The sequence below is a fragment of the Acinetobacter sp. FY683 genome (assembly GCF_059515885.1).
The window spans coordinates 1-23,777 of record NZ_JCAKNA010000019.1 but is presented as its reverse complement, the minus strand read 5'-3'; the positions used below and the strand labels follow the sequence as shown (position 1 = coordinate 23,777).

Sequence of the window (23,777 nt, the reverse complement as noted above, 5' to 3'; positions counted from 1 at the left end):
TTTTTTACAATTCAAGAATTAACGATTGTTGTCGTCTTCTTGAACATCATCAAATTTAGTTTCGCCAGCTTCAAAGCCACCTTGACCACCAAAGCCACCTTGACCACCAAAGCCACCTTGACCACCAAAGCCACCTTGACCACCAAAGCCGCCTTGTTGACCGCCGAAGCCGCCTTGTTGACCGCCGAAGCCGCCTTGACCGCCAAAGCCACCTTGACCACCGAAGCCACCTTGACCACCGAAGCCACCTTGACCACCGAAGCCAGCACCACCTTGTTGACCACCGAAGCCAGCAGCGCCACCTTGAGCACCAGCAGGAGCACCAGCAGGACGTGGATTACGCGCAGGAACAACTGTAGAAATTGCATGTTTGTAAACCATTTGGCTTACTGTGTTTTTCAATAAAACAACGTATTGGTCAAATGACTCAATATGACCTTGTAATTTAATACCATTTACAAGAAAAATAGAAACTGGAATACGTTCTTTACGGAGAGAATTTAAGAACGGATCTTGTAACGTTTGACCTTTAGACATGTTATAACTCCAAAAATTTTAAAAATATCAGCGCAAAAAACTGTCTTTATTTTTCAATTAAAAATTATAAAAAAGACAGTGGTGTAAATTCTGCTTTAATCATAAAAGTTTCGCAAGTCTTCTTGTGCTTGCTTTACTGTACAGAATGTTTGAATTTTATGCGTTTTTTGCAAAGAACGTAACCAAGTGTATTGACGTTTTGCAAGTTGTCGTGTCGCAAATAAGGATTTATCCTCCATCTCGGTCACCTTAGTGTGAGATTCATCACCATTTTTTAGAAATTCTAATACTTGGCGATATCCTACAGATCTCATTGAGGGTAAATTTTCATTTAAATCGTATTTTTCAATTAAGGCCTCAACCTCACTCAAAAAACCGATATCCCACATTATTTTCAATCTTTGCTCTATTCGCTTATGCAATTCTACACGATCAGGCATCAACGCGTAGTTATGAAAATTGTAACGATATGGTAAATTTTTAGGTTGTTCTGCTTGTAATTGCGTAATAGGTTGCCCTGTTAACTTATAAACCTCCAATGCTCGAATAATTCGCTGTTTATCACTTACATTGAATTTTTCACCTGCTAAAGGATCTATAGCACACAATTCTGCATATACAACATCCCAACCTTCAAGTGCTGCCTTTTCTTCAATTTCATCTCGAATATCTTGATTTGCATCAGGCAAATTACTCGACAATCCCTCAAGTAAAGCTTTGAAGTAAAGCATTGTTCCACCTACCAATATAGGTGTTTTACCTTTCGCGTGTATTTGGTCAATTAACAATGAAGCATCATCTACAAATTGCGCGGCAGAATAAACTTCTAGAGGAGAAATAATATCGATCAGATGGTGCGGATATTGCTCCTGTTCGGCTTTTGTAGGCTTTGCTGTACCAATATCCATATCTTGATAAACAAGCGCAGAATCGACAGAAATAAGCTCAAAACCACCCTTCTCATATAGCTCACATGCCAAAGCGGTTTTACCACTTGCAGTTGGTCCCATTAAATTGATGACCGGCAATTGATTTGACATGTACAGCTACTCTCCTCGAGCAAAAAGTTTATCTAGTTGAGCCAATGGAAAAGCACGCCAAGTTGGACGCCCATGATTACATTGACTTGCAAATTCTGTTTGCTCCATTTGACGAAGCAATGCATTCATTTCAGAAAGACTTAACAATCTATGTGCTCGTACCGCACTATGACATGCCATTCCTGCCAAAATTTGATCTCGCTTTTGTAACAAAGCCTGTGCTTCATCATTTGGATCTAAATCATTTAATAACTCAGGAACAAGTGATTCAAAGTCCGCCTTATGTAAAATTGCAGGAACCCCTCGAACAATGACTTGATTATCACCATATTGATCTATTTCTAGCCCTAAACGTGCAAGCTGTTCTTTTAAATCATCAATACGCATGGCTTGCATGCGGCTAATACTAATAATTTTAGGAATAAGCAATTGTTGCGATGTCCAAAACTCTGGCTTATCCCAAGCAGATTTCATTTGTTGCAATACAATACGCTCATGAGCTGCATGCATATCAACAATAATTAAGCCTTCAGTATTTTGAGCAAGAATATAAATCCCGTGTAATTGAGCTATAGCAATACCCAAAGGATGTTCATCGACCTTTGGTGATGCGTCAAAATTACTCAATGCTTGATCTGAGGATATTTGATCTATATTTTCACGTAATGGTGCTAAATAGGTTTTAAGTACATTATTCAGTTGCTGAGAACCTGAATATGGTTCACGCATGTGTGTTGCATAATTTACTGTTGGTCGACTTGCATTAAACTCTGTCAATAAATCAGTAGGTGCTTGCACAGCTGAATATTGTTGTGGCTCAACAACAGACTTATGTAAATCGAATTGTTCTTGATAACGAGGTTGAACTTGGTAAGGTTGTGCTTGTTCAGCAGCATCTAATTTCATAGCAGATGATAAATCTGCCGTAGCCGTTTGAAATTGAGCTAATGTATTTTTTGCATAATGACGTACAAACTCATGTACTTCACGCTGATTTAAAAAGCGAATTTCATGTTTTGTCGGATGCACATTAACATCAATATTTTCAGGTTCTACTTCTAAAAACAACAAATATGCAGCATGTTGATGCCCATGCAAAATTCCATCATAAGCCATACGAAGCGCATGAGAGATTGTTTTATCTTTCACAATACGCCCATTCACATATACATATTGTAAATCTGCTTGTGAGCGAGCATCCGACGGATGCCCCAACCAACCTGTTAAACGCATTGAAATACTATCTGAATCAATCCAGTATGCATTTTCAGTAAATTGACGCCCCAGTAACTGCTGAACTCGTTGATAACGTAATTCACCACTATCTGCGATAGGTAAATTCAATTTGATCGAGCTGTTATGCTCAAGCACAAATCGAATATCAAAGTGTGTTAGAGCTAAGCGTCGAACGATTTCTTCAATATGGCTAAATTCGGTACCTGGTTTTTTTAAAAACTTGCGACGTGCAGGTACATTAAAAAATAAATCTTGTACACGAATATGTGTGCCTTTTGGCGTTGCAATAGCCTGAATTTCTTGATGATCAAAGGCTGTTCCATTCACTTCAACTTGATAACCAATACCCTCATCATTTTGACTACTGGTTAAAGTTAAGCGAGAAACTGCAGCTATAGAAGCAAGTGCCTCTCCACGGAAGCCTAAACTTACAATTGCATGTAAATCTTCCGAGGTTTGAATTTTACTTGTCGCATGACGCATAACCGCCAAAGATAAATCATCGGGATGAATCCCTTTGCCATTATCCATAATTTCAATAAGCGTACTTCCGCCTTGCTCAATACGAATAGTGAGTTCCGTTGCTCCAGCATCAATAGCATTTTCAAGTAATTCTTTCACTACCGATGCAGGGCGTTCAATCACTTCACCTGCTGCAATTTGGTTGGCTAATGCAGGGTCTAATGTTCGAATACGACGTACGCTTAATTCATCACGCATGCTTAAAAGCACTCTCTAAGGCTTGTTGTAATTCAGAAGACGATGATGTAAGAGTCACGATACGTGTTAATTCATCCTCAGACTTTTCAATATTAATAACAAGTTCTGCTTCAGGAATTTCTTCACCACCTTTTGATGGCCATTCAAATAAAAATAACGCATTTTCAGTTTCTAAATAATCACGAATACCCATCAACTCTAATTCATAGGGATCATTTAACCGATATAAATCGAAATGAAAAACATCTTTACCTGAAATACTGTAAGGCTCAACCAATGTATATGTTGGACTTTTCACAGAACCTTGATGCCCCATACTTTGTAGTAAGTATCTCGTGAGCGTGGTTTTACCCGCACCCAAATCACCAATCAAATAAACCACACCTTTGTTAAAATGGGCTGCCAAAATTTGTGCTAAATTTTGGGTATCATTTTCACTATTAAGCTGTAAATTAAATGAATACTGCATAATACTCACGATATGAAACAAAAGAATAATTATGATAGCATCGCACCGCTTTAAAGCCTATGTAAACGAAGCGAAATGTATAATTTTAATACATTATATTTTAACCAAACCCAAATAGTTTAATGCCAAAATGATGAAAACTCTCGAATTCTCACCACCCATGATCAATGGCGTGAGCGCAAGCAAGGCTTTTTTACCTAAAATTAAACCTAGCCCGATCAGTGTTTTTCAATATTTATGCCAAGAATTCCAACATATTTCATCTATTGAATGGCAACAACGCTTTACAGATGGTTTAGTTTACGATGCTTCAGGTAATCAACTCGCAATAGATTCAACATATATTGCAGAATCTCATGTGTTTTATTACCGTTTTTTGACGCACGAAATTCATGTGCCTTTTGAGCATCAAATTTTATTTGAAAATGAACATTTACTTGTGGTCGATAAACCACATTTTTTAACCATGAGCCCTACAGGAAAATATGTTCAGGAAACACTTTTAGTTCGTTTAAAAAAACAAACAAATAACGAACTTTTAACGCCTATTCATCGTTTAGATCGAGAAACAGCAGGTGTAGTTTTATTTTCTAAAAAAGCTGAAAACCGAGGGATCTATCAACAAATGTTTGCAGAGCGTAATGTCCAAAAAACATATCATGCTATTGCACCCTATAACAAAGAACTCAATTTTCCATTAAATATTCAATTGCGCATGGAAAAAGGCGAACCATTTTATACAATGAAGACGGTTGATGGCATTCCAAATAGCGAAACTGATATTCAACTTATAGAACATAATAACAAGTGGGCAAAATACCAATTACAACCCAAAACAGGTAAACAGCATCAACTACGCGTTCATTTAAACTCACTTGATATTGCAATTAAAAATGACCCATTTTATCCCACATTAAAACATAAAGATGATGCAGACTTTTCTCAACCACTACAGCTTTTAGCTAAAGAAATATCCTTTATAGATCCTATATTATTCACACAAATGAACTTTAAGTCTCACTTTGAGCTTACATTGTAATTTTACTGTCATTACAGTGTATAAAAATAAATCCTGTATATTTATTGAAATTACACTAAGTTCCTTTACAATAAACGCATAAAATTTAAGTAGTTTAATGTTTAAAAAAATCATGAGAAAAACTGAAGTTTATCAAATTCGCCTAGATTCCCAAGAAAAGAAGCAAGCATTTGCTGTATTTAAGCAGCTAGGGATTACGCCAGCTCAAGCGGTACGCTTGTTTTTTAAACAAGTCGTATTAACTAAATCTATCCCCTTTTCTATTGAAAATCAGAACATCAATCTTGAACAACTCATTAAGTTGAGAAAATTAAAGCAAGAACAAAAAACTTCAGAACAAGATGCTACCAATGGTACATCTGCAAATAATCATGAACTTATGTTAGATGATGATGACAGTGATCTATTTGAAGAGCTGAATGCTTTATTAGGCGATTCTGACAAAGTGTAATACTGGCTTATTTTACAATTTTTCTCATATTATTTTTATTGCACGTTATCTATCGAGAAATTTCATACATGGAGTAATTCAGAACTATTCTGAACCCTCCATATTTTCTATTATTAGATTTTCATATCTAGTTTCAAATAACAACGTAATCCACAGATTATTCATCTCTTTGCTTAGCAAGTTTAATTTGTGTTTCCGTCAAATAAATCCATTCACCTTCTGCAATACCACCCAAATCAAATTGCCCAATTTGCTGTCTGTGTAAACTTTCAACTTTATTTCCCACAGCAGCAAGCATGCGCTTCACTTGATGGTAAACACCTTGATGAACTGTCATTTGCAATTCATTTGAACTTAAACGCATAACATCTGTCGCTGCAAAAATACCTGTTTCATTACGCAGTTCTACCCCTGCTTCTAATTGTTGGATTTGCTCATTTGTAATTTCATCTGCGGTTAACATTTTATACACTTTAGGTACATGCTTTTTAGGATGAGTTAATGCTTGAAGAAATTGACCATCATCAGTTAATAGCAATAAACCTGTCGTATCTTGATCTAAACGACCAACGCACTGAATACCACGATTTAACAAAATATCATCAAATAAATCGAACACGCTAAAATGATGCGTCGCCTGATGAGAACATTCATAGCCTTTAGGCTTATTGAGTGCAATATACACTTTCTCTCGGTAAGTATATTTCTGTTGGTAAACTTCAAATTCTAAATTATCGAGTTTTAATTTTTCTTTAGGATGATTAACCACAACACCGTTTATTGACACAGCACCATTTTTAATAAGTTGCTGACAATGTTTTCGTGCACCAAAACCCTGTGACTGCAGCATTTTCTCTAAAAACATAATCAACACCTAAACGTACATCAACATAAAATTTTGAGCATTTTATACCGAAATAATTTTTTAATCTTATCTTTCCACAACAATACAACTTCCTTAGTTAAAAACGGCTACAATTCAATTTCAACTTAAAGCCTAAACTATTTTTATGCTGTCTCATTTAGATCTAAACTTAATTGTTTTACTTATATTATTAGCATGTGGCATTTTCAGCCATAACTCTGCTGTAACCATTGCAGCTGGGGTTCTCATCGTATTTAAAATTACCCCTTTAAGTGAATTCTTTCCTTATTTGCAAGCGCATGGTTTAAACATTGGTATTATTATTTTAACGATTGGTGTTTTAACCCCCATTGCGAGTGGCAAAATTTCAGGGGAAGCCATTTTACAATCTTTTATGAGCTGGAAGTCTTTAGTTGCTGTAGCAATTGGGCTTTTTGTTGCTTGGTTAGGTGGACGTGGCGTTAGCTTAATGACACATCAACCCAATGTTGTTGCAGGCTTACTTATTGGTACTATTGCAGGTGTCGCATTATTGCGTGGCGTACCTGTTGGTCCTTTAATTGCAGCAGGCATTCTCTCGCTTTTAATTGGAAAATCATAAAACATCTGCCTTATGATTTTCTTTTTATAGCATTTACTGCAACCTCAATACCCTTAAGATGAGTAATAGTGATTGCGCTTTTGTGAAAACTTCTCAAGTTGCTTTAAGAAACCCTCAAAATAGCTCTTATCTTTTTCATCTGTTCTAAATCCTGCATATAAAGTACGGCGTAAACCAATCTCAGATACGCAGTTTAAACGCTTAGAAGTCACCCATCCTTTTTGTTCATACTCATTCACCACCCAATCGGGTAATGCAGCAATACCTCGCCCACTTGCAACAAGTTGAATTAACATTTGCGTCAAATCTGTAGTACGAATAGCTTTCGGCATAATATTCGCAGGAAGAAACAGCTTTGCCATAATATCTAAACGGTGCTTATCTACTGGATAAGTAATGAGCGTTTCTTCTGCCAATTCTTTCACTGTGATATTTTCTGCCCGAACCAAAGGATGCGTATTTGAAAGCACTAAACGAGATTCATATTCAAAAATAGGAAAATATTCAATACCTTTCAGTTCAATTGGATCTGCGGTAATGAGCAAATCAAACTCTGCATTTTGTAATAATTCATGCGGATTGGCTTCAAAACCTGAAGCAAAATCTAGATCTACATCTGGATATTGTTGTCTATATTGATTTAACAGTGGCATTAACCAATCGAAACAACTATGACATTCAGATGAGAAAATAATGCGTCCTGTTTGTCCATGAACGATTCGAGTAATATCAGATTGTGTGAGCTGAATTTGCGGCAGAATATCATCTGCCAATTTCAATAACCTTTGCCCAACATTTGAAAACGTCACAGGACGACTACGTCTGTTTACAACCTCTACGCCATACCACTGATCTAACTCTTTAAGTTGATGTGAGATTGCAGATGGTGTCAAACACAAGTCACTTGCAGCAGCAACCAATGAACCATGCTCTCGTAATGCTGCTAGCGTTTTTAAATGACGAATTTCTAGCATTCAGTGATCCTATCCATATTACACTTTATGTGAATTTATCTCATCTTATCATAATTTTAATTAATTAAATTCATTTAAAAAATAATGTCATTTAAGGAATAAAAAAGCCCCTATTTAGGAGCTTTTTTTATTTAGACTCTTACAATCTAAAAATTAAGAGACAGCAACAAATTTTGCACGTGCTGCATGTAATTTCTTATAGCTATCAATTAAACGTAAATGACGCTCTAAACCTTCAAGTTGCATATTAGTTTCCGTTAAACCATAGAAACGAATGCTTCCTTCCATTGACCCAATCACAGCATCCATACGCTCATCACCAAACATACGGCGGAAATTTGGTTCAAAATCATTTAGGTCTAATTCATCATCTAATTCCACTTCTAAGACAACATTCATACACTGATAAAACAAACCACGTTCAACTGTATTTGTATTGTATTGAAGGAAAGTTTCGACCAACTCTTTTGCTTCTTCAAACTGTTGCAATGCAATATAAATGAGCAATTTAAGCTCAAGAATTGTGAGCTGTCCCCATACCGTATTATCATCAAACTCAATACCAATGAGCGTTACAATGTCGGTATAATCATCTGCTTCAACTTCTTCTAAACGCTCAACCAAAGCTTCTAACTGCTCATCATCTAAACGGTGAATATTTAAAATATCTTCACGGAATAAAAGCGCTTTGTTGGTATTATCCCAAACTAAATCTTCTACTAAATAAATTTCAGAATAATCGGGTACTAAAATACGACAAGCCGTTGCACCTAAATGCTGATACACCGCCATGTAGGTTTCTTTGCCCATTTCTTCAAGAATTGAGAATAATGTAGCTGCTTCTTCTTTATTGGCATTTTCACCTTCACTTGAAAAATCCCATTCTACAAATTCGTAGTCCGATTTTGCACTGAAGAAATGCCAAGACACCACACCACTAGAATCGATAAAGTGTTCTACATAGTTATTTGGTTCCGTTACCGCATTTGAGCTAAAGGTTGGTTTTGGAAGATCATTTAAACCTTCAAAACTACGACCTTGTAGCAATTCCGTCAAACTGCGTTCTAACGCAATTTCAAGTTTAGGATGTGCACCAAATGAAGCAAATACACCTCCTGTACGTGGATTCATGAGCGTTACGCACATTACAGGGAACTGACCACCTAAAGAAGCATCTTTCACCAATACAGGAAAACCTTGCTCTTCTAAGCCTTTAATACCTTCCACAATACTAGGATATTTCGCTAAAACGTCTTCAGGAACATCTGGAAGGGTGAGTTCGCCTTCTAAAATTTCACGTTTTACAGCACGTTCAAAAATTTCAGACAGACATTGAACTTGAGCTTCTTCAAGTGTATTTCCTGCGCTCATCCCATTTGAAAGGTATAAGTTTTCAATTAAGTTTGATGGGAAATAAACTGTTTCATTATCTGACTGACGTACAAATGGTAATGAGCAAATACCACGTGCTGTATTGCCTGAATTGGTATCGTATAAATGCGTACCTAATAGTTCATCTTCAGGATTATAAATCTCTAAAGTGTATTCATCTAAAATTTCTTTTGGTAATTCACCATTTGGACCTGGTTGGAACCATTTTTCATCTGGATAATGAACAAATTCTGCATTGGCAATTTCCTCACCCCAGAATTGATCGTTATAAAAGAAGTTACAGTTTAAGCGTTCAATAAACTCACCTAAGGCAGATGCCAAAGCACTTTCTTTGGTTGAGCCTTTACCATTGGTAAAGCACATTGGCGACTGAGCATCTCGAATATGAAGCGACCACACATTTGGCACAATATTACGCCAAGATGCGATTTCAATTTTCATACCCAAACCTGCCAAAATTGCAGACATATTGGCAATGGTTTCTTCTAATGGCTTATCTTTACCTAAAATATAGGTACTATTTTCAGAAGTTAGACTTGGCATAAGCAAAGCTTGAGCATCTGCATCAATGCTTTCTACTTCTTCAATAACAAATTCGGGACCTGTTTGAATGACTTTTTTAACCGTACAACGATCAATTGAACGTAAAATCCCTTGACGATCTTTTTCTGAAATATCGGCAGGTAATTCGACCTGAATTTTGAAAATTTGTTTATAGCGGTTTTCAGGGTCAACAATATTATTTTGAGATAAACGAATATTATCTGTAGGAATATCGCGCGCAGCACAATACACTTTTACAAAATATGCTGCGCATAATGCAGATGAAGCAAGAAAATAATCGAATGGACCTGGTGCTGAACCATCCCCTTTATAGCGGATTGGTTGATCGGCGATTACTGTAAAATCATCGAACTTTGCTTCTTGTCGAAGATTGTCGAGATAATTAACCTTTATTTCCATGCATGCACCTAAATATTTCTATATGCCTGCATAGACACATAAAAATTTAAATTTTGTAACTTAAGCCTATTCAAATAAATGAGTTTGACTTAAAAAAGATGTGATTTAGCCACTTTTAGTTTATGGCTTTCATCAAATTGGTGAGTATTATAAAGGGATTTGGAAAGATATATAACCGCTGTCTGATATGATAATCGCCACGAAAAATATAAATACTTCATTCTATGTATCACGCTCATCATACTAAAAGCATTGTTGAGCTTATTATTTTTATCCTTAAATAGAGTATCTAAGTATCATTTTAGTCGATGAAATAAAAATTGCTCAAACCTCACACAAGCGTTTGAGCAAAATATATTTCCTTGTTATTTAAATCAGCATATTTAAATAACATCCCAAATACCTACAGTACTAGTTTGCAGGCATATTTGCTTGAATAAAGTTAACTAAACGCTGATTTTCTTGCACAATCGCTTCTGAATGGCTTGCACCTTTTACAGGAATAAACTGCACATCACTACCTAAAGCGACATACTCATTTTTAATTTTTTCAGTCATATAGTACGGAACTGCCATATCTTCCGTTCCCTGAATAATCATCAAAGGCACATCAATTTTAACAGAACCAGGATTACTGCCTTTCACAGCTTCAACAAACTCAGGGCTACTATAAAATACTTTGCTATTTAAAGTCGGATAGTCTGTAATGCTCTTGGTTGGATTTTCTTTTAAGAAATGTTTTATATCTTGAATGAAATGATAACGCACTCCTTTTTCAGGTTTATTCGCATTATTACTTTCTAGACATAAACCATTTTGACCATTTGTACCTGCTGAAAGTTTAGCAATATTTTTAACACGATCCGCTGGAAAAACATTTAAGTAGTCAAAATCAGAATGTTGTGCCTGAATTCCAATACCATAAAATGAAGCATAAGATAATAATGTCGCTAAAGCATGAATTGACCCATGCTCACGCTGATCAACATTTAAGCCCGCCAATTTTTCCTTTTTCTCAGCAGCTGCCAATGCTTGAGGTGCAATTTCAAAAATAATTTTATCTAAATTTGAAGCTGGTGCTGCAGCTACTGCGCCTTTGTAATTTGGATCAGGATTCTTTGCAATATACTCAGCTGTTGCAAGTGATGCTTGTCCACCTTGCGACTGACCTACAGACATCCATTCTGGACTAAGCAAATTTTTATATTTTTGGTGCGCAGCTTTTACTGCATATATACTCGATTTTGCCTCACTATCCATATTCAAGTATGGATGGATCCCTTCTCCACCCAAACCTTCATAGTCTGGTGCAACAATTACATAACCCGCTTGAAGTAAGCTTATTGCTAGTGGATTTTTAAAACGCGCATTTAATTTATTTTCTGTTGGTGCACAATCGTTTGATACACCTAAAGTACCATGTAACCAAACAACAACTTTATAACCGTTTTTTGGCTTTGGTGTTTGCGGAAATAAAACCAAAGCAGAGGTTTCTACTGTTTTACCATTTACATTGGGCATGTGGTAATTAAGTACTTTAATTGAGCCTGCTTCTGATAACTGTTCAACTTGATAAGGACGATCTAACAAAGCAACATTAGTCGCGACTGCATGCGAATCTACTTTAGGTTGTTGATTTGTTGCACAACCAACCAAACCTAAAGCAACAGCACAACACAAACTTAGAATTTTCTTATCAAAATTCAGCATAACTCACCTCTAAAATATACGATAAATATAATTTTTTATGCTGATTAGAGCAGCATACTTATTTACATGAATAGTGTTTTAAATATTTTATTTATCATAAAGCAAAAATAAAGTTAAAAACAATTCAGGAACGCATTGGAATTTGACAATACAAACACCATTAACAATATTTTCTTAATAAAACAAAATCAATATTAATATAAATTAAATGATTAATTTTGTATGCTCGATGCTGATAATTTTTAAAAATAATATTTTAAAAAATTAAATAGACTTGCCACCTATAATCATTTATAGGGATAGCTAAAACATATTAAACCCAAATATTCTCGACTTCTATTCAGCTTTGTTTCACATCCCCAACTTGCTCAATAATACTTATTTTCTAGAAGGAACATATATTGTGAATCGTATTTTTTAAAGCTCTAACACATCAACATAAACTATTCCCAACTTAACTTACCATTTTAATATTTCTCAATAAAAAGATTTTGTGAGTATTTACAAAAACAATACAATAATATTATCCAAAGTGAAGTTGATATTCATCTGTAGTTACTTTTAACTTTAGACCTTTATATTTTCTTTTGGTAGAACTAATCGCTGACTCTGTAACTTCAGTATAAAATTTTGAATCATTCATAAGCTCAAAAAACAGCTTATACCCTATCCACAACTTACTAGAATCCTTATTTTCTTTAAAATTGGCTTCTATTAACTTATCTAAGTCTTTTACAGAAAAATTATGCATCATTATCCTCTATATTATCTCTCTGATAAAACACCATACAGGCTTAGCAAAAAAAATTAAAGATTTATTATATAATTGATATTTAGGTAATTAGTAAAGATTAACCAACCACAATTATCCCAACTTATAACACATGTAATCGTAAACTAAATAGAATTACCAAAGCATTCCATGCTGATCTAGTAAAGGATAGCTTCAATAAATAATCTTAAATTTTGTTTGAAGTAAACATTAAAACTAACGAAAAACAGATTTCAGTTTAGATAAGCAATGAGCACTCAGAATCGTTTAAATTAATTTTTTTTGATATTAAACCTAGTTTTATTTGAGTAGCAAATGCCCTCTTATTTTAATTTTAAAAATAAAGTCATTAACAGCATAAATGAGTGCAATACTTATACCCCATTAATGCATTTTCAAAGTATAAGTACTACATAAAAAAATATTAAGATAATTAAGTTCAAATAGGTTCAAACATAAACAAGTTAAAAATTATAGGGCTGTTGCAAATTTCAAACAAAATATTTTTCACATAATAACTATTTGTATATCCAAACAATCTAATAGCTGTAATAATGATCTTGATGTTTTATTAATAACCAATACTTTATCAAAAAAATCAAATCATTCATCCTATTAACAGTTCCATTGATCATAGGTCGTGAATCATTTAAATAGCAGAATATCAGCTGTAAATAACGAGGATGACAATATGCAGCCCATAGAAAGTAAGCCCAATAAAGTAACCTCTAATAATCAACAAACGCTACATACATTAAATGATGACGAAATTAAACAACAGTTGCTCACTCTAAAAACATCCGAGCAAGGTTTAAGTGAAGAAGAGGCTCAACAACGGCTAAAGCAATATGGCCTCAATGCCATCGAAGCACATGAAGAAAGTAAATGGAAAAAGTTATTAGGTTATTTTTGGGGACCTATTCCATGGATGATTGAAGCAGCAGCAATCATTTCATTTTTCCGCCAAGATTGGCCCGATTTTATCGTGATTAGTATTTTATTACTCTACAACGCGATTGTCGGTTTCTGGCAAGATAATAAAGCAGCAAATGCTTTAGCTGCCTTAAAACAAGGTCTCGCTGCTAAAGCACACGTACTCAGAGATGGGCAATGGAAAGCAGTCGAAGCAACTCAATTGGTTCCTGGTGATATTGTTACTATTGCAGGTGGAGAAATTTTACCTGCCGACTTAATCTTAACATCAGGCAAATACCTATCTGTTGATCAAGCTGCCCTAACTGGTGAATCACTTCCCGTCTCTCGAAGCATTGGAGATACTGTATATTCTGGCTCTATTGCTCGCCAAGGCTCTATGACAGGTGTAGTTACTGCAACAGGGAACAAAACTTTCTTTGGACAAACAGCAACCCTTGTTGCCTCTGCAGGAAGTAAATCACATGCAGAAGAAGCTGTCTTAAAAATTGGTGATTTCCTTATTATTCTGGCCGTTGCTCTCGCAGTGATTTTAATTGGTGTACAAGTATATCGAGATATTATTACGGTTGGGCATTGGGAATGGAGTGAAGCTGGAAGCATTGCACAATTTGTTTTAGTACTCTTAGTTGCCTCTGTACCAGTTGCTATGCCTGCGGTTATGTCTGTGACGAAAGCACTTGGAGCTATTACCTTATCCAAGCAAAAAGCAATTGTCTCTCGATTATCTGCTATTGAAGAATTAGCTGGTGTTGATATTCTTTGCTCGGATAAAACAGGTACATTAACGCTCAACCAACTGACACTACAACAACCGATTGCATTCAATCAAACACCTAACGATGACATTATTACAGCCGCGTGCTTAGCTTGCCAAAAACAAAGTACAGACGCTCTTGATCTAGCTGTACTCAAAGCACAAACCGATCCTAAACAACTTGAACAATACAGCAATGTTGACTTTGTTCCTTTTGACCCTGTGAATAAAAAAACCATTGGTATTGTTAAAGATATTCATGGAAAAATAATACAGTTTTCCAAAGGTGCTCCTCAGGCAATTGGACAAATATGTGGTCTTGGTGATCAAGCAAATGATGCACCTAATTCAAAACAGTATTATGACCAAGTTAGCCAACTTGCCGCACATGGTACACGTGCTTTAGGTGTTGCTCGCTCGGATGATGAAGGTAAAACATGGACTTTATTGGGGATCTTGGCATTACTTGATCCACCTCGCCCAGATGCAAAAGAAACAATTGCACGAGCAAAAGAATTAGGCTTATCAGTCAAAATGGTGACGGGTGATGATGTCGCAATTGGTTCAGAAATTTCACGCCAATTAGGACTTGGACAACACCTTTTAAATGCAAGTGATGTATTTAAAAAAGATAAAGATCCTAATCATATTCAAATTGATACTGCACGTGCTGTGGAAAATGCAGATGGCTTTGGTCGTGTATTCCCAGAACATAAATATGAAATTGTTAAAGCATTACAACAGCAAGGTCATATCGTGGCAATGACTGGTGATGGCGTGAATGATGCTCCTGCACTTAAACAAGCAGACTGTGGTGTAGCTGTCAGCGGTGCAACAGATGCTGCTCGTTCAGCTGCAGCAATTGTTCTTACAGCACCAGGGCTTTCTACTATTATTAGTGCCATTACAGAATCACGTAAAATATTTGAACGTATCACATCTTATGTGTATTACCGAATCGCAATGACCATTGCGATTATGTGTGTTGTGGTCTTATCTTATATTGTTTTTGATTTAAAACCATTAACAGCCATTATGATTGTCGTGTTGGCATTATTAGATGACATTCCAATTATGACTATTGCTTATGACAACGTCAGTGTAAGTAAGCAGCCTGTTCGTTGGAACATGCATCGTATTATTTCCTTCTCTTCAGTAATGGGCATTATTGCTCTTGCACAAAGTTTTGGTATGGTTTTACTTTGCCAGTATTGGATGAATAATCCTGCACTTATGTCTGACTTACCAATGACTATTGATCATCTACAAACAATGGTCTTTTTACAACTTGCAGCGGGTGGTCAATTACTCATTTTTGTTGTCCGTAATAAAGGCTCTTTATTTGCAAGACCTTTCCCACATCAAAAATTATTATGCGCTATTTTCTTAACGCAAGTCGTTGCCATTTTAATCTGTGCATTTGGTATTTTTGTCCCAGCCTTGCCACTTGAAATGATTGCTGTCGTTTGGATTTATGTATTAATTTGGCTCATTATCGCGAATTTAGCCAAAATTGCATATTACCGTTTTATGGATCGTCACCATTAACAAAAAGGCTGAAATCAATATTTCATTGGTTTCAGCCTTTTTTATTGAATTTAAATTGATAACATACTGTAGAGAACAAAAAACATGAGCTTATATAACGAACTAATTGTTAAACCGAATAGTAAAATCAGCCTTAAAAAAATTGATCCTTCATATCATGGTCAATATGAAAATGAAGAACATGCGAAAGCAACACTCGAAAAACATGTTCAAAAAATTGGAGAATTACAACGTAAATTATATGGTGAAAAAAAACATGCTTTACTAATTGTGTTACAAGGGATAGATGCTGCAGGGAAAGATGGTACATGCTGGCATGTTATGGATGCTATGAATGCCCAAGGAACTTCCGTACATGGCTTTAAACAACCTACATCAGAAGAAAAATTACATGATTTTTTATGGCGCATTCACCCACACACCCCTGCTTTAGGCGAAGTTGCTATTTTTAACCGTTCACACTATGAAGATGTGCTGATTCAACGTGTACACAATATTGTGCCGAAGAAAGTGTGGTCTCAGCGCTATGAACATATTAACCACTTTGAAGAGTTATTAGAAAATAGTCAGGTTACTATCCTAAAATTTTTCTTATACATTAGCCCAGAAGAGCAATTGGAGCGCTTTAAACAGCGTCTAGATGATCCTGCACGTCAATGGAAAATTAGTGAATCGGACTATACTGAGCGCCAATATTGGGATCAATACATATCAGCTTACGAAGATATGCTGAATAAATGTTCTACTGAAAAAGCGCCTTGGTTTGTTATTCCATCCAATCATAAATGGTTCAGAAATTTTGCTATTTCAGAGATTATTCTTAAAACACTAGAAGGTCTAAAACTTAAACTTCCTGAACCTGAAGTGGATTTAGAAAAAATCCGTAGCGAATATCATCAAATCGCCGATGTTGAGCAACAACCCGTTGTTCGTAAAAAAGTGAAGAAAGCTTCAAAAAAATAGTTTAAGAATATCGCAACAAATCATTGGAGTGGTGTTTCAAAAAACCTTACACATACTTTTATACTAAATAAGTCTTCTTGGGGTACATTGAGCATACAAGTATTTGTTTAGTTCATTTTTGAAATACTGCTCCTACTTTATCCAAAGGTAATGTAAATGCAGATTACGCTTTTCATATTTTTATTAGTTTACCTTGCAATGGGGTTGGGTAAACTGCCATGGCTGAAAGTAGATCGAACAGGTGCAGCACTTGTAGGTGCTCTAGCAATGCTTGCTATTGGGAGTATCTCCCCACAAAATGCTTGGAATGCTATTGATTACAAAACAATTTGGCTACTCTTTGGACTTATGGTTGTATCAGGTGCTTTCGCTGTATCTGGATTTTATGCTTGGGCAGCAAATAAAGTAGCAACTTTAAACATTAGCCCACCTAAGTTACTTGCCGTTTTTATTGTTGTTAGCGGCATATTATCTTCAATCTTAACCAATGATGTTGTTGTTGTTGCTATGACACCATTATTAGTTTCAATTACATTAGCACGTGGATTAAATCCAATTCCGTTTTTATTGGGTTTCTGTTTTGCTGCCAATACCGGTTCTGTTGGTACGCTCATCGGTAGCCCTCAAAACATGATTGCTGCACAAGCGCTTGATGTTTCATTTATTGAGTTACTTAAAGTTGCTGGGCTACCTGCTCTCATTTCACTGCCTATTGTTTGGGGAATTTTGGCATATTTATTCAAAGGCAAGTGGACAATAACAGCAACAAAAGTAACAACAAATACTCAAGCAACTAAACATCCTCAACTCGATATCCTTGAAACTATTAAAGCGCTGGTAGTGACCATTGCTATTGTTGTCTTATTTATTATAGATATTTGGCCTCAAGAGATCGTTGCACTTACAGCAGCAGGGATTTTATTACTCAATCGAAAAGTTGCTTCTGGTGATGTTCTAAAAGAAGTTGATGGTAATTTATTACTACTCATTATTGGCTTATTCATTGTCAATGCAGCTATGGCGACAACTGGTCTACCTCAAACACTACTCGGAGAACTAAATACATTGGGAGTTAATCTCAATGATCCATTATCTCTATTTTTCACTAGCGCATTACTCAGTAATATCGTCGGAAATAATCCTACAGTAATGCTATTAGTACCTTATTTAGAGGCGGGCTTACATAGTGATGTTTTATGTGCAGCACTAGCTCTAGGAACTGGCTTCTCAAGTAATATGGTTATTTTTGGTAGTTTGGCAGGAATTGTGGTTGTAGAACAGTCTAAAGCCTGCGGTGTTCAAATTTCGTTTATGGATTATGCAAAAGCAGGTTTTCCAGTTGCTATGGTCTGCTTAATTCTTTCTGCATTTTGGATTTATTGGCTTTAAATTTTAAGCACTTTGTTGCGTAAATTTACCTGTAAAGGCTTCTTCAAGAATACAGTTTAGAAATGAAGAAGCCTACCCCTAAAACCTATCGTACAACCAGTTTTAACCCTAAATGAGCAGTAGATGACACAAGCTTAATTAACTGAGAAAATCTTTTCATTTGGCTCAAAAAAAGTAAAAAGATCAAGAAACTCTAATACAAAAATGTGCCTACAAATTTTATAATGATTCCATTACTATAGTATTTCTATACTTTTAGATTAGCTAAGCCATGATTTTAAAATATAAATTTAGCTTAAACTATTTTCAAAAAAAACATCTTAAAAGAAAATATTACAGTTCATTTTTCTACGGACTATTCATTTTTCAATTAAGCACATTGACGACTGCTCAAGATAGCTTCCCACCTTATTCTTTTAATTATAACTCTGCACTTACTTCACAAATTGAAAAATCTGATACAGCTAAAAAAAACCAAGAAAAAATTAAAAAAATGCGCATTATGCATATTGATCTAGATTATTTGTATGATTCAGATAAAGTACAACAAAAACGTAATATTTCCGCACTTATACAACGCATACAACAGTTACAGCCCAATACAATTTTTCTTCAAGCTTTTGCAGACCCCGATGCAAATGGCTCGGCAGATTTAGTCTATTTTAATAACAGACATATTCCTGTTCTTGAGAACTTATTTGAACCCGTTGTGCAACAAATTAGAAAACAAAGCACCGTGCGTCATATTTATGCTTGGATGCCTTTACTCGCATGGAAACTCCCAAATTCTGAGCAAGTGCAATATGTAGAACATAGTCAGGGTAAAAAAGAGGGCTATATTCGACTTTCACCTTTTTCTGAAAAAAACCAACGTATTATTGCGGAAATATTTACCGATTTTATTCAAAATAGTTCCGTCGATGGTGTGCTCTATCATGATGATATTACATTAAGCGATTATGAGGACTCCTCTGAAACGGCACTTATAATGTATAAAAAATGGGGCTTTAATAGTACCGATTTATTGAATAATCCATCACATCCAAATCAAATGGCATTTGCTCAAGCTAAAACAGCCTATTTAGATCAATTTGCAAATCACATTAGTGAAATCATGCACCAAACAAAACCTGAATTATTTATCGCACGTAATATGTATGCGCCTGTAGTGCTCAATGCAAAAAGTGAAAAATGGTTTAGTCAGTCTATGAAAAGTACATATAAATACTATGATTACAATGCAATTATGGCTATGCCTTACATGGAAAAGGCACAAGATCATCGCAAATTTTATTTAGATTTAATTCAACAAGCAAAAAAATACGACCCAGATTTGAGTCGTACTATTTTTGAATTACAAACAACCAATTGGTTAAATCAAACACCTATTCCAACAGAAGAATTGGCAAATACAGTGAGTCTTTTAAAACAATACGGCGTTAAACATATTGGCTATTATCCAGATGACTTTATTCAACAACATCCTGATATTAAAAAACTTAAGCCTGCTTTTTCACCCTATCATCATTGATATCATACTGTTTAAGTAACCCATCATCTTGATAATGTAAGGTAATATTATTAGATTGATGTAGTGCTTCAATATCACTTATCGATAACTTAAAGCTCATCGCAAGCTGCTCATCACTCAATGATGCTAGGCTTTTACGGCGGTCTAAACCACGAAAGCGCGCCCAGTTATAACTTGCCCAAAGCCATAAAGATAATACCAATAAGCAAATAATTAATGCCATATTCAACAAGCTTAGTCCTTTCGATGATTGCTGTTCGACTACAATCAACTGCTCATAAATAACACTGCCTTCAAACCACCAAAATATAAGTGTTAATACTGGTAAAAAAAGCCATATCCACAATATCCAACCTGCAAACAATAAACCATAACCTACGCTTTTATTTCTAACGTATTCAGGTTTATCAATATACTGAGGAAGTTCAAGCTTTGAAATATCGGTAATCAGTTGATTTTTTTGATTATTCGTCATTTTCAATCGCCGCTCTAAAACCACGATCTGGGCTAACCCAACGTGCACGCTTTTGCGTTTTCATTAATGTTTTTGGTACCGCAAAAACCGTCGTGAGCATTGTTAATATCCAGAAAAATAATGGATACCAAATTACCCAAAAATAGTTACGTACCATACGTGAGCCGTCATAACGACGATCAATCATTAAACTTACAAAAAATTGTACAAGACAAGTACCGCCCAAAATTGCACCATACCACTGTGGCATTAAACTCTGAATTGCCCACTCACCTGGTAATGAGAAAAATAGTCCGTAAAAATATAGAATGAATATGCCAAACATGACATAAGCCCAAACAACACTAATTACAGACTCAAAAACAACTAACCACATACGGCGTAAATGCCATTTAAAAATTTTAGGAATGTATGCAAATAAAACTTCAATACCACCTTGCGCCCAACGTAACCGCTGTTTCCATAACCCATTTAATGTTTCAGGCATATAAATATAGCAAAGTGCTTGAGGTACATATTGAAGATCCCAGTGATCAAATTGCAAGCGCCACGAAACATCAATATCTTCTGTAATCATGTCATCACGCCAATAGCCAATTCGATCTAATGCAACTTTACGAAATCCAACAATTACACCTGACACTGTATAAATACGACCATAGGTTCGTTGTGCTCGTTTAATTAAACCGATAATGGAAGAAAACTCACCGACCTGAATTTTACCAAGAATGCTAGAACGGTTGATAATTCTTGGATTTCCTGTAACCGCTCCAACACGTGGGAAGCGCGTTAATTGATTCATCATCCAAAGTACAGCATGTGGATGTAACAATGCATCACCATCAATACAAACTAAAAATTCATAACGACTTACCATTGAACCTGCACGTAAAGCATAAGCCTTACCCTGATTTTCGGCTAAGTGCACAACCCGAAGTTTTGGATATTGCAATGCAAGTTGGTCTAAAATTTCACCTGTTTTATCTTTACTTCTGTCATTAACAGCAATGACTTCAAATTCAGGGTACTGACTTTGCATCGCATAACGAATGGTTTCATGAACCTGTGCTTCTTCATTGAAACACGGCACAACAATACTGCACCCTTCTGTACTTGGTTCAGGCAAAGGTGGCTGCTTTAACTCACGTTTTAAATAAAACCAAATACCACCTGCAATCCAAACCCAAGCCATAAAAAGAGGATATAAAAATGCAAAACCAAAGAAAATATCACTGAACTGCATTATTTGCTCCCCCCAAGGTCATAAGGATTTCGATAGGTCAATGGACTATCATTTAGGCTCAAATTTTGATAAAAATAATGTTGAATTTTATCCCCTTGTCCAACGGCATAATTATTCACTCCAATTTTTTGAACCGATGCTTTGCGCAAACTTTGATAAATCTGTTGATACTTTTGCCACTGCTGCTCTGTCATATCAGGCTGAACATCTAAACTTACAATGAGTCGCTGAACTTGTAATGGGCTTAACTGTTTTAATTGCTTTAACAGTGCATCAACCGATGATGGATAAAGAATCGGATCAACACTTAAATAAATAAAATCAGAGTTTTTTAAGCCTCGCTCAACAAGTGGTTTAAAACCATTTAACCGATCTGTTTTTAGCTCAAATTTAAGAGATGTCTGAGTTCTATTACTCACATTGGCATGATATTTTGCTGGTTTTTCACTCTGCTTCTTAATATCTAAAACTTGTTGAACTTTTTGTTCGCAAGGTATTGACCACGTTGCATTTTCCAATGCACAGGTCAACACATCTTCCGTATCAAACATTATTCCTTCAAGTGAACTGTTATTCTTTAACAAGTCAGTGCTGAGTTTTACTAACGAAACCCCTTGTTTTAATTCAAGGTTAATTGGAAGCTCCGCATACACACGGTTATTAATACGTGTACGCCCCTGCCACACAACTCTATTAACAATATCGTGCTGCAGTTTTATTTGAGTATTTGGAAAATATGCCAAATCATATAGACCATCGCCATCGCTGTCTGCGACAACAGGAATTAACAAAGTATTAGTCTTTAAAGCCTGAATTTGATTTAACATTTGCCCCAATTTTTTATCAGACTCTTCCATAGAAGATGCCTGTAAATCATTTGGATTTATACGTAAAAAACTTTTGCGTTGTTTAAACGGTGCGCTTTCATCTTCTACAAAATTATCCATGAGCTGATGAATTTGTTCAGCATTTGGATTATTCACAATTAATGCACGCTGATAGGTTTGTACCCGATCTGCTAAGCTCGCAACGTGCCCTAAACTAAAAGACATCACTAAGCCTGCTCGACGTGCTAATTCTTCGGCTTCCTGAGTCACTGCACCATAAGGCCAAAAAATAGCTTTGGTATGAATGCCTAACTCTTGATCCAAAATTCGTTTTGATGTTTTTAAATCGTCAACTATGCGTCTTTCATATTCAGCATCTGTTTCATAGCGTTCTTGCTGTGGTAGATACTCTCGAACAATTGCAGCGGGTTCCATATTTTTCTGAGGATTCGCTTGAATTCCGCGATGTAAATTATCCGAATGGGAAACAAATTCAACTAAATTGGACTTCTGCATCTCACGCATCTGATCCCAATTCATTAAATTACCCTCCCCATAAGCCTCATAAGCGGCTTGGGTATTACCATTAATCCAACTGGTAGGAATGGCAAATACAGCGGGAATATCATACTGTTTAAGTAAAGGAAATACTTTTTTGTAGCTACTAAGTGCACCATCATCAAAAGTCAATAAAACTGCTTTTTGAGGTAACGGTTGTTTATTTTGACGTGCTGCCAAAACATCTTCTAAACGAATAGGCTGCCACCCTTCGGCTTTAATCCATGCAAAATATTGTGCTAATTTTTTGGTGCTAATAGCATACATATCTCGATCAACTATGCCATCCACATCATCACGAACGTCATGAAATGTAAGTGTCACGAACTGATTTTCTTGTAAATTAATCACCGTTTTTTCAATTTTGACTTCGGCAGAACTTAATACTGGCAAAGCCAAAGTCGCCACCAAAAGTAAGGGTTTTAGGCTGTAACGGCTTTGTTGCACAAAGATTTGAAATGCAAAGCGCACCTAATTGAGCCAAATTTAAGGCGTAACTTGGGTAAGTGGTCGACCTAATTCCGTAAATCTGTTAAGGACTGCTACACGTGCATGGATCTCATTCACTTGGCTATCAAAACTCCTTGCACTGAGTTTATCTCCTAATAATTTGATGCAATGCATCTTAGTTTCAACCAAACTTCGCCGATGATAGCCTGACCATTTTTTCCATAGTGTCCTGCCTAAACGTTTAATTGTTCGAAGTAATTCATTTCGCTCTAGCGAGCTACTCTTTGTATCTTTCCATGGTTTCGCATTTTTTCTAGGTGGAATCACCGCATGC

20 protein-coding genes are annotated in these 23,777 nt (G+C 35.8%); 7 read left to right on the top strand and 13 right to left on the bottom strand.

Annotation, left to right across the window (positions count from 1 at the left end; genetic code table 11):
* Nucleotides 1-18: 18 nt before the first annotated feature.
* From hfq to tsaE, 4 genes are all read right to left on the bottom strand, one after another.
* Nucleotides 19-537: an RNA chaperone Hfq gene (gene hfq / locus AC5YDH_RS10540; RefSeq protein WP_496119289.1), complete on the bottom strand. Its 519-nt coding sequence runs from the start codon at nt 535-537 to the stop codon at nt 19-21.
* 95 nt (nt 538-632) lie between these two features.
* The gene (gene miaA, locus AC5YDH_RS10535) at nt 633-1,577 is read right to left on the bottom strand and encodes a tRNA (adenosine(37)-N6)-dimethylallyltransferase MiaA (RefSeq protein ID WP_496119287.1); all 945 of its coding nucleotides are present in this window, start codon (nt 1,575-1,577) and stop codon (nt 633-635) included.
* A 6-nt stretch (nt 1,578-1,583) separates the two neighbouring features.
* The gene (mutL, locus tag AC5YDH_RS10530) at nt 1,584-3,533 is read right to left on the bottom strand and encodes a DNA mismatch repair endonuclease MutL (protein WP_496119285.1); all 1,950 of its coding nucleotides are present in this window, start codon (nt 3,531-3,533) and stop codon (nt 1,584-1,586) included.
* Nucleotides 3,526-4,002: a tRNA (adenosine(37)-N6)-threonylcarbamoyltransferase complex ATPase subunit type 1 TsaE gene (tsaE, locus tag AC5YDH_RS10525; protein ID WP_496119283.1), complete on the bottom strand. Its 477-nt coding sequence runs from the start codon at nt 4,000-4,002 to the stop codon at nt 3,526-3,528. The genes mutL and tsaE overlap by 8 nt, the downstream gene beginning before the upstream one ends.
* 130 nt (nt 4,003-4,132) lie before the next feature.
* On the opposite strand from tsaE, the gene AC5YDH_RS10520 reads away from it, so the two are divergent.
* Together AC5YDH_RS10520 and AC5YDH_RS10515 are read left to right on the top strand one after the other, a co-directional pair.
* On the top strand, nt 4,133-5,041 hold the full coding sequence (locus tag AC5YDH_RS10520) for a pseudouridine synthase (RefSeq protein WP_496119281.1): 909 nt from the start codon (nt 4,133-4,135) through the stop codon (nt 5,039-5,041).
* Nucleotides 5,042-5,153: 112 nt separating this feature from the next.
* Nucleotides 5,154-5,492, top strand: a complete 339-nt coding sequence (locus tag AC5YDH_RS10515) for a type II toxin-antitoxin system RelB/DinJ family antitoxin (RefSeq protein WP_496119279.1) — start codon at nt 5,154-5,156, stop codon at nt 5,490-5,492.
* Between the two features lie 157 nt (nt 5,493-5,649).
* Here AC5YDH_RS10515 and AC5YDH_RS10510 read toward each other — a convergent pair whose 3' ends face one another.
* On the bottom strand, nt 5,650-6,357 hold the full coding sequence (locus tag AC5YDH_RS10510; RefSeq protein ID WP_496119277.1) for a pseudouridine synthase: 708 nt from the start codon (nt 6,355-6,357) through the stop codon (nt 5,650-5,652).
* A gap of 145 nt (nt 6,358-6,502) precedes the next feature.
* Here AC5YDH_RS10510 and AC5YDH_RS10505 point away from each other — a divergent pair, with 145 nt between their 5' ends.
* Nucleotides 6,503-6,958, top strand: a complete 456-nt coding sequence (locus AC5YDH_RS10505) for a DUF441 domain-containing protein (RefSeq protein ID WP_496119275.1) — start codon at nt 6,503-6,505, stop codon at nt 6,956-6,958.
* Nucleotides 6,959-7,011: 53 nt separating this feature from the next.
* On the opposite strand, the gene AC5YDH_RS10500 is transcribed toward AC5YDH_RS10505, so the two are convergent.
* From AC5YDH_RS10500 to AC5YDH_RS10485, 4 genes are all read right to left on the bottom strand, one after another.
* Entirely contained in the window at nt 7,012-7,932 is a 921-nt protein-coding gene (locus AC5YDH_RS10500; protein WP_496119273.1) for a LysR family transcriptional regulator, read from the bottom strand.
* A gap of 153 nt (nt 7,933-8,085) precedes the next feature.
* Nucleotides 8,086-10,287, bottom strand: a complete 2,202-nt coding sequence (locus AC5YDH_RS10495; protein ID WP_496119271.1) for an OsmC domain/YcaO domain-containing protein — start codon at nt 10,285-10,287, stop codon at nt 8,086-8,088.
* 411 nt (nt 10,288-10,698) lie between these two features.
* Complete coding sequence (locus AC5YDH_RS10490; protein ID WP_496119270.1) at nt 10,699-11,997, bottom strand: alpha/beta hydrolase family protein; 1,299 nt, start codon at nt 11,995-11,997, stop codon at nt 10,699-10,701.
* Nucleotides 11,998-12,520: 523 nt separating this feature from the next.
* Nucleotides 12,521-12,748, bottom strand: coding sequence for a hypothetical protein (locus AC5YDH_RS10485; protein ID WP_496119268.1), 228 nt, complete (start codon nt 12,746-12,748; stop codon nt 12,521-12,523).
* A 712-nt stretch (nt 12,749-13,460) separates the two neighbouring features.
* Here AC5YDH_RS10485 and AC5YDH_RS10480 point away from each other — a divergent pair.
* From AC5YDH_RS10480 to pgaB (AC5YDH_RS10465), 4 genes are all read left to right on the top strand, one after another.
* Nucleotides 13,461-16,007, top strand: a complete 2,547-nt coding sequence (locus AC5YDH_RS10480; RefSeq protein WP_496119266.1) for a plasma-membrane proton-efflux P-type ATPase — start codon at nt 13,461-13,463, stop codon at nt 16,005-16,007.
* Between the two features lie 84 nt (nt 16,008-16,091).
* Complete coding sequence (locus AC5YDH_RS10475; protein WP_496119264.1) at nt 16,092-16,970, top strand: polyphosphate kinase 2 family protein; 879 nt, start codon at nt 16,092-16,094, stop codon at nt 16,968-16,970.
* A gap of 156 nt (nt 16,971-17,126) precedes the next feature.
* A complete protein-coding gene (locus AC5YDH_RS10470) occupies nt 17,127-18,359 on the top strand; it encodes an ArsB/NhaD family transporter (protein ID WP_496119262.1) in 1,233 nt (410 codons plus the stop codon).
* A gap of 379 nt (nt 18,360-18,738) precedes the next feature.
* On the top strand, nt 18,739-19,890 hold the full coding sequence (gene pgaB / locus AC5YDH_RS10465; protein WP_496119260.1) for a poly-beta-1,6-N-acetyl-D-glucosamine N-deacetylase PgaB: 1,152 nt from the start codon (nt 18,739-18,741) through the stop codon (nt 19,888-19,890).
* Here pgaB (AC5YDH_RS10465) and pgaD read toward each other — a convergent pair.
* The 4 genes from pgaD to AC5YDH_RS10445 all read right to left on the bottom strand — a co-directional run.
* Nucleotides 19,859-20,365, bottom strand: a complete 507-nt coding sequence (gene pgaD, locus AC5YDH_RS10460; protein WP_496119258.1) for a poly-beta-1,6-N-acetyl-D-glucosamine biosynthesis protein PgaD — start codon at nt 20,363-20,365, stop codon at nt 19,859-19,861. The genes pgaB (AC5YDH_RS10465) and pgaD overlap by 32 nt on opposite strands.
* On the bottom strand, nt 20,355-21,608 hold the full coding sequence (pgaC, locus tag AC5YDH_RS10455) for a poly-beta-1,6-N-acetyl-D-glucosamine synthase (RefSeq protein ID WP_496119257.1): 1,254 nt from the start codon (nt 21,606-21,608) through the stop codon (nt 20,355-20,357). The genes pgaD and pgaC overlap by 11 nt, the downstream gene beginning before the upstream one ends.
* A complete protein-coding gene (gene pgaB / locus AC5YDH_RS10450; RefSeq protein ID WP_496119255.1) occupies nt 21,608-23,464 on the bottom strand; it encodes a poly-beta-1,6-N-acetyl-D-glucosamine N-deacetylase PgaB in 1,857 nt (618 codons plus the stop codon). Before pgaB (AC5YDH_RS10450) ends, pgaC begins: the two co-directional genes overlap by 1 nt.
* A gap of 15 nt (nt 23,465-23,479) precedes the next feature.
* A partial coding sequence (locus AC5YDH_RS10445) for a transposase (RefSeq protein WP_279043810.1) occupies nt 23,480-23,777 on the bottom strand: 298 nt, incomplete at its 5' end.

Excerpts from the sequence above, each read along its gene's own strand:
- hfq (WP_496119289.1), bottom strand. The coding sequence starts at position 537 with ATGTCTAAAGGTCAAACGTTACAAGATCCGTTCTTAAATTCTCTCCGT.
- miaA (WP_496119287.1), bottom strand. The coding sequence starts at position 1,577 with ATGTCAAATCAATTGCCGGTCATCAATTTAATGGGACCAACTGCAAGT.
- mutL (WP_496119285.1), bottom strand. The coding sequence starts at position 3,533 with ATGCGTGATGAATTAAGCGTACGTCGTATTCGAACATTAGACCCTGCA.
- tsaE (WP_496119283.1), bottom strand. The coding sequence starts at position 4,002 with ATGCAGTATTCATTTAATTTACAGCTTAATAGTGAAAATGATACCCAA.
- AC5YDH_RS10520 (WP_496119281.1), top strand. The coding sequence starts at position 4,133 with ATGATGAAAACTCTCGAATTCTCACCACCCATGATCAATGGCGTGAGC.
- AC5YDH_RS10515 (WP_496119279.1), top strand. The coding sequence starts at position 5,154 with ATGAGAAAAACTGAAGTTTATCAAATTCGCCTAGATTCCCAAGAAAAG.
- AC5YDH_RS10510 (WP_496119277.1), bottom strand. The coding sequence starts at position 6,357 with ATGTTTTTAGAGAAAATGCTGCAGTCACAGGGTTTTGGTGCACGAAAA.
- AC5YDH_RS10505 (WP_496119275.1), top strand. The coding sequence starts at position 6,503 with ATGCTGTCTCATTTAGATCTAAACTTAATTGTTTTACTTATATTATTA.
- AC5YDH_RS10500 (WP_496119273.1), bottom strand. The coding sequence starts at position 7,932 with ATGCTAGAAATTCGTCATTTAAAAACGCTAGCAGCATTACGAGAGCAT.
- AC5YDH_RS10495 (WP_496119271.1), bottom strand. The coding sequence starts at position 10,287 with ATGGAAATAAAGGTTAATTATCTCGACAATCTTCGACAAGAAGCAAAG.
- AC5YDH_RS10490 (WP_496119270.1), bottom strand. The coding sequence starts at position 11,997 with ATGCTGAATTTTGATAAGAAAATTCTAAGTTTGTGTTGTGCTGTTGCT.
- AC5YDH_RS10485 (WP_496119268.1), bottom strand. The coding sequence starts at position 12,748 with ATGCATAATTTTTCTGTAAAAGACTTAGATAAGTTAATAGAAGCCAAT.
- AC5YDH_RS10480 (WP_496119266.1), top strand. The coding sequence starts at position 13,461 with ATGCAGCCCATAGAAAGTAAGCCCAATAAAGTAACCTCTAATAATCAA.
- AC5YDH_RS10475 (WP_496119264.1), top strand. The coding sequence starts at position 16,092 with ATGAGCTTATATAACGAACTAATTGTTAAACCGAATAGTAAAATCAGC.
- AC5YDH_RS10470 (WP_496119262.1), top strand. The coding sequence starts at position 17,127 with ATGCAGATTACGCTTTTCATATTTTTATTAGTTTACCTTGCAATGGGG.
- pgaD (WP_496119258.1), bottom strand. The coding sequence starts at position 20,365 with ATGACGAATAATCAAAAAAATCAACTGATTACCGATATTTCAAAGCTT.
- pgaC (WP_496119257.1), bottom strand. The coding sequence starts at position 21,608 with ATGCAGTTCAGTGATATTTTCTTTGGTTTTGCATTTTTATATCCTCTT.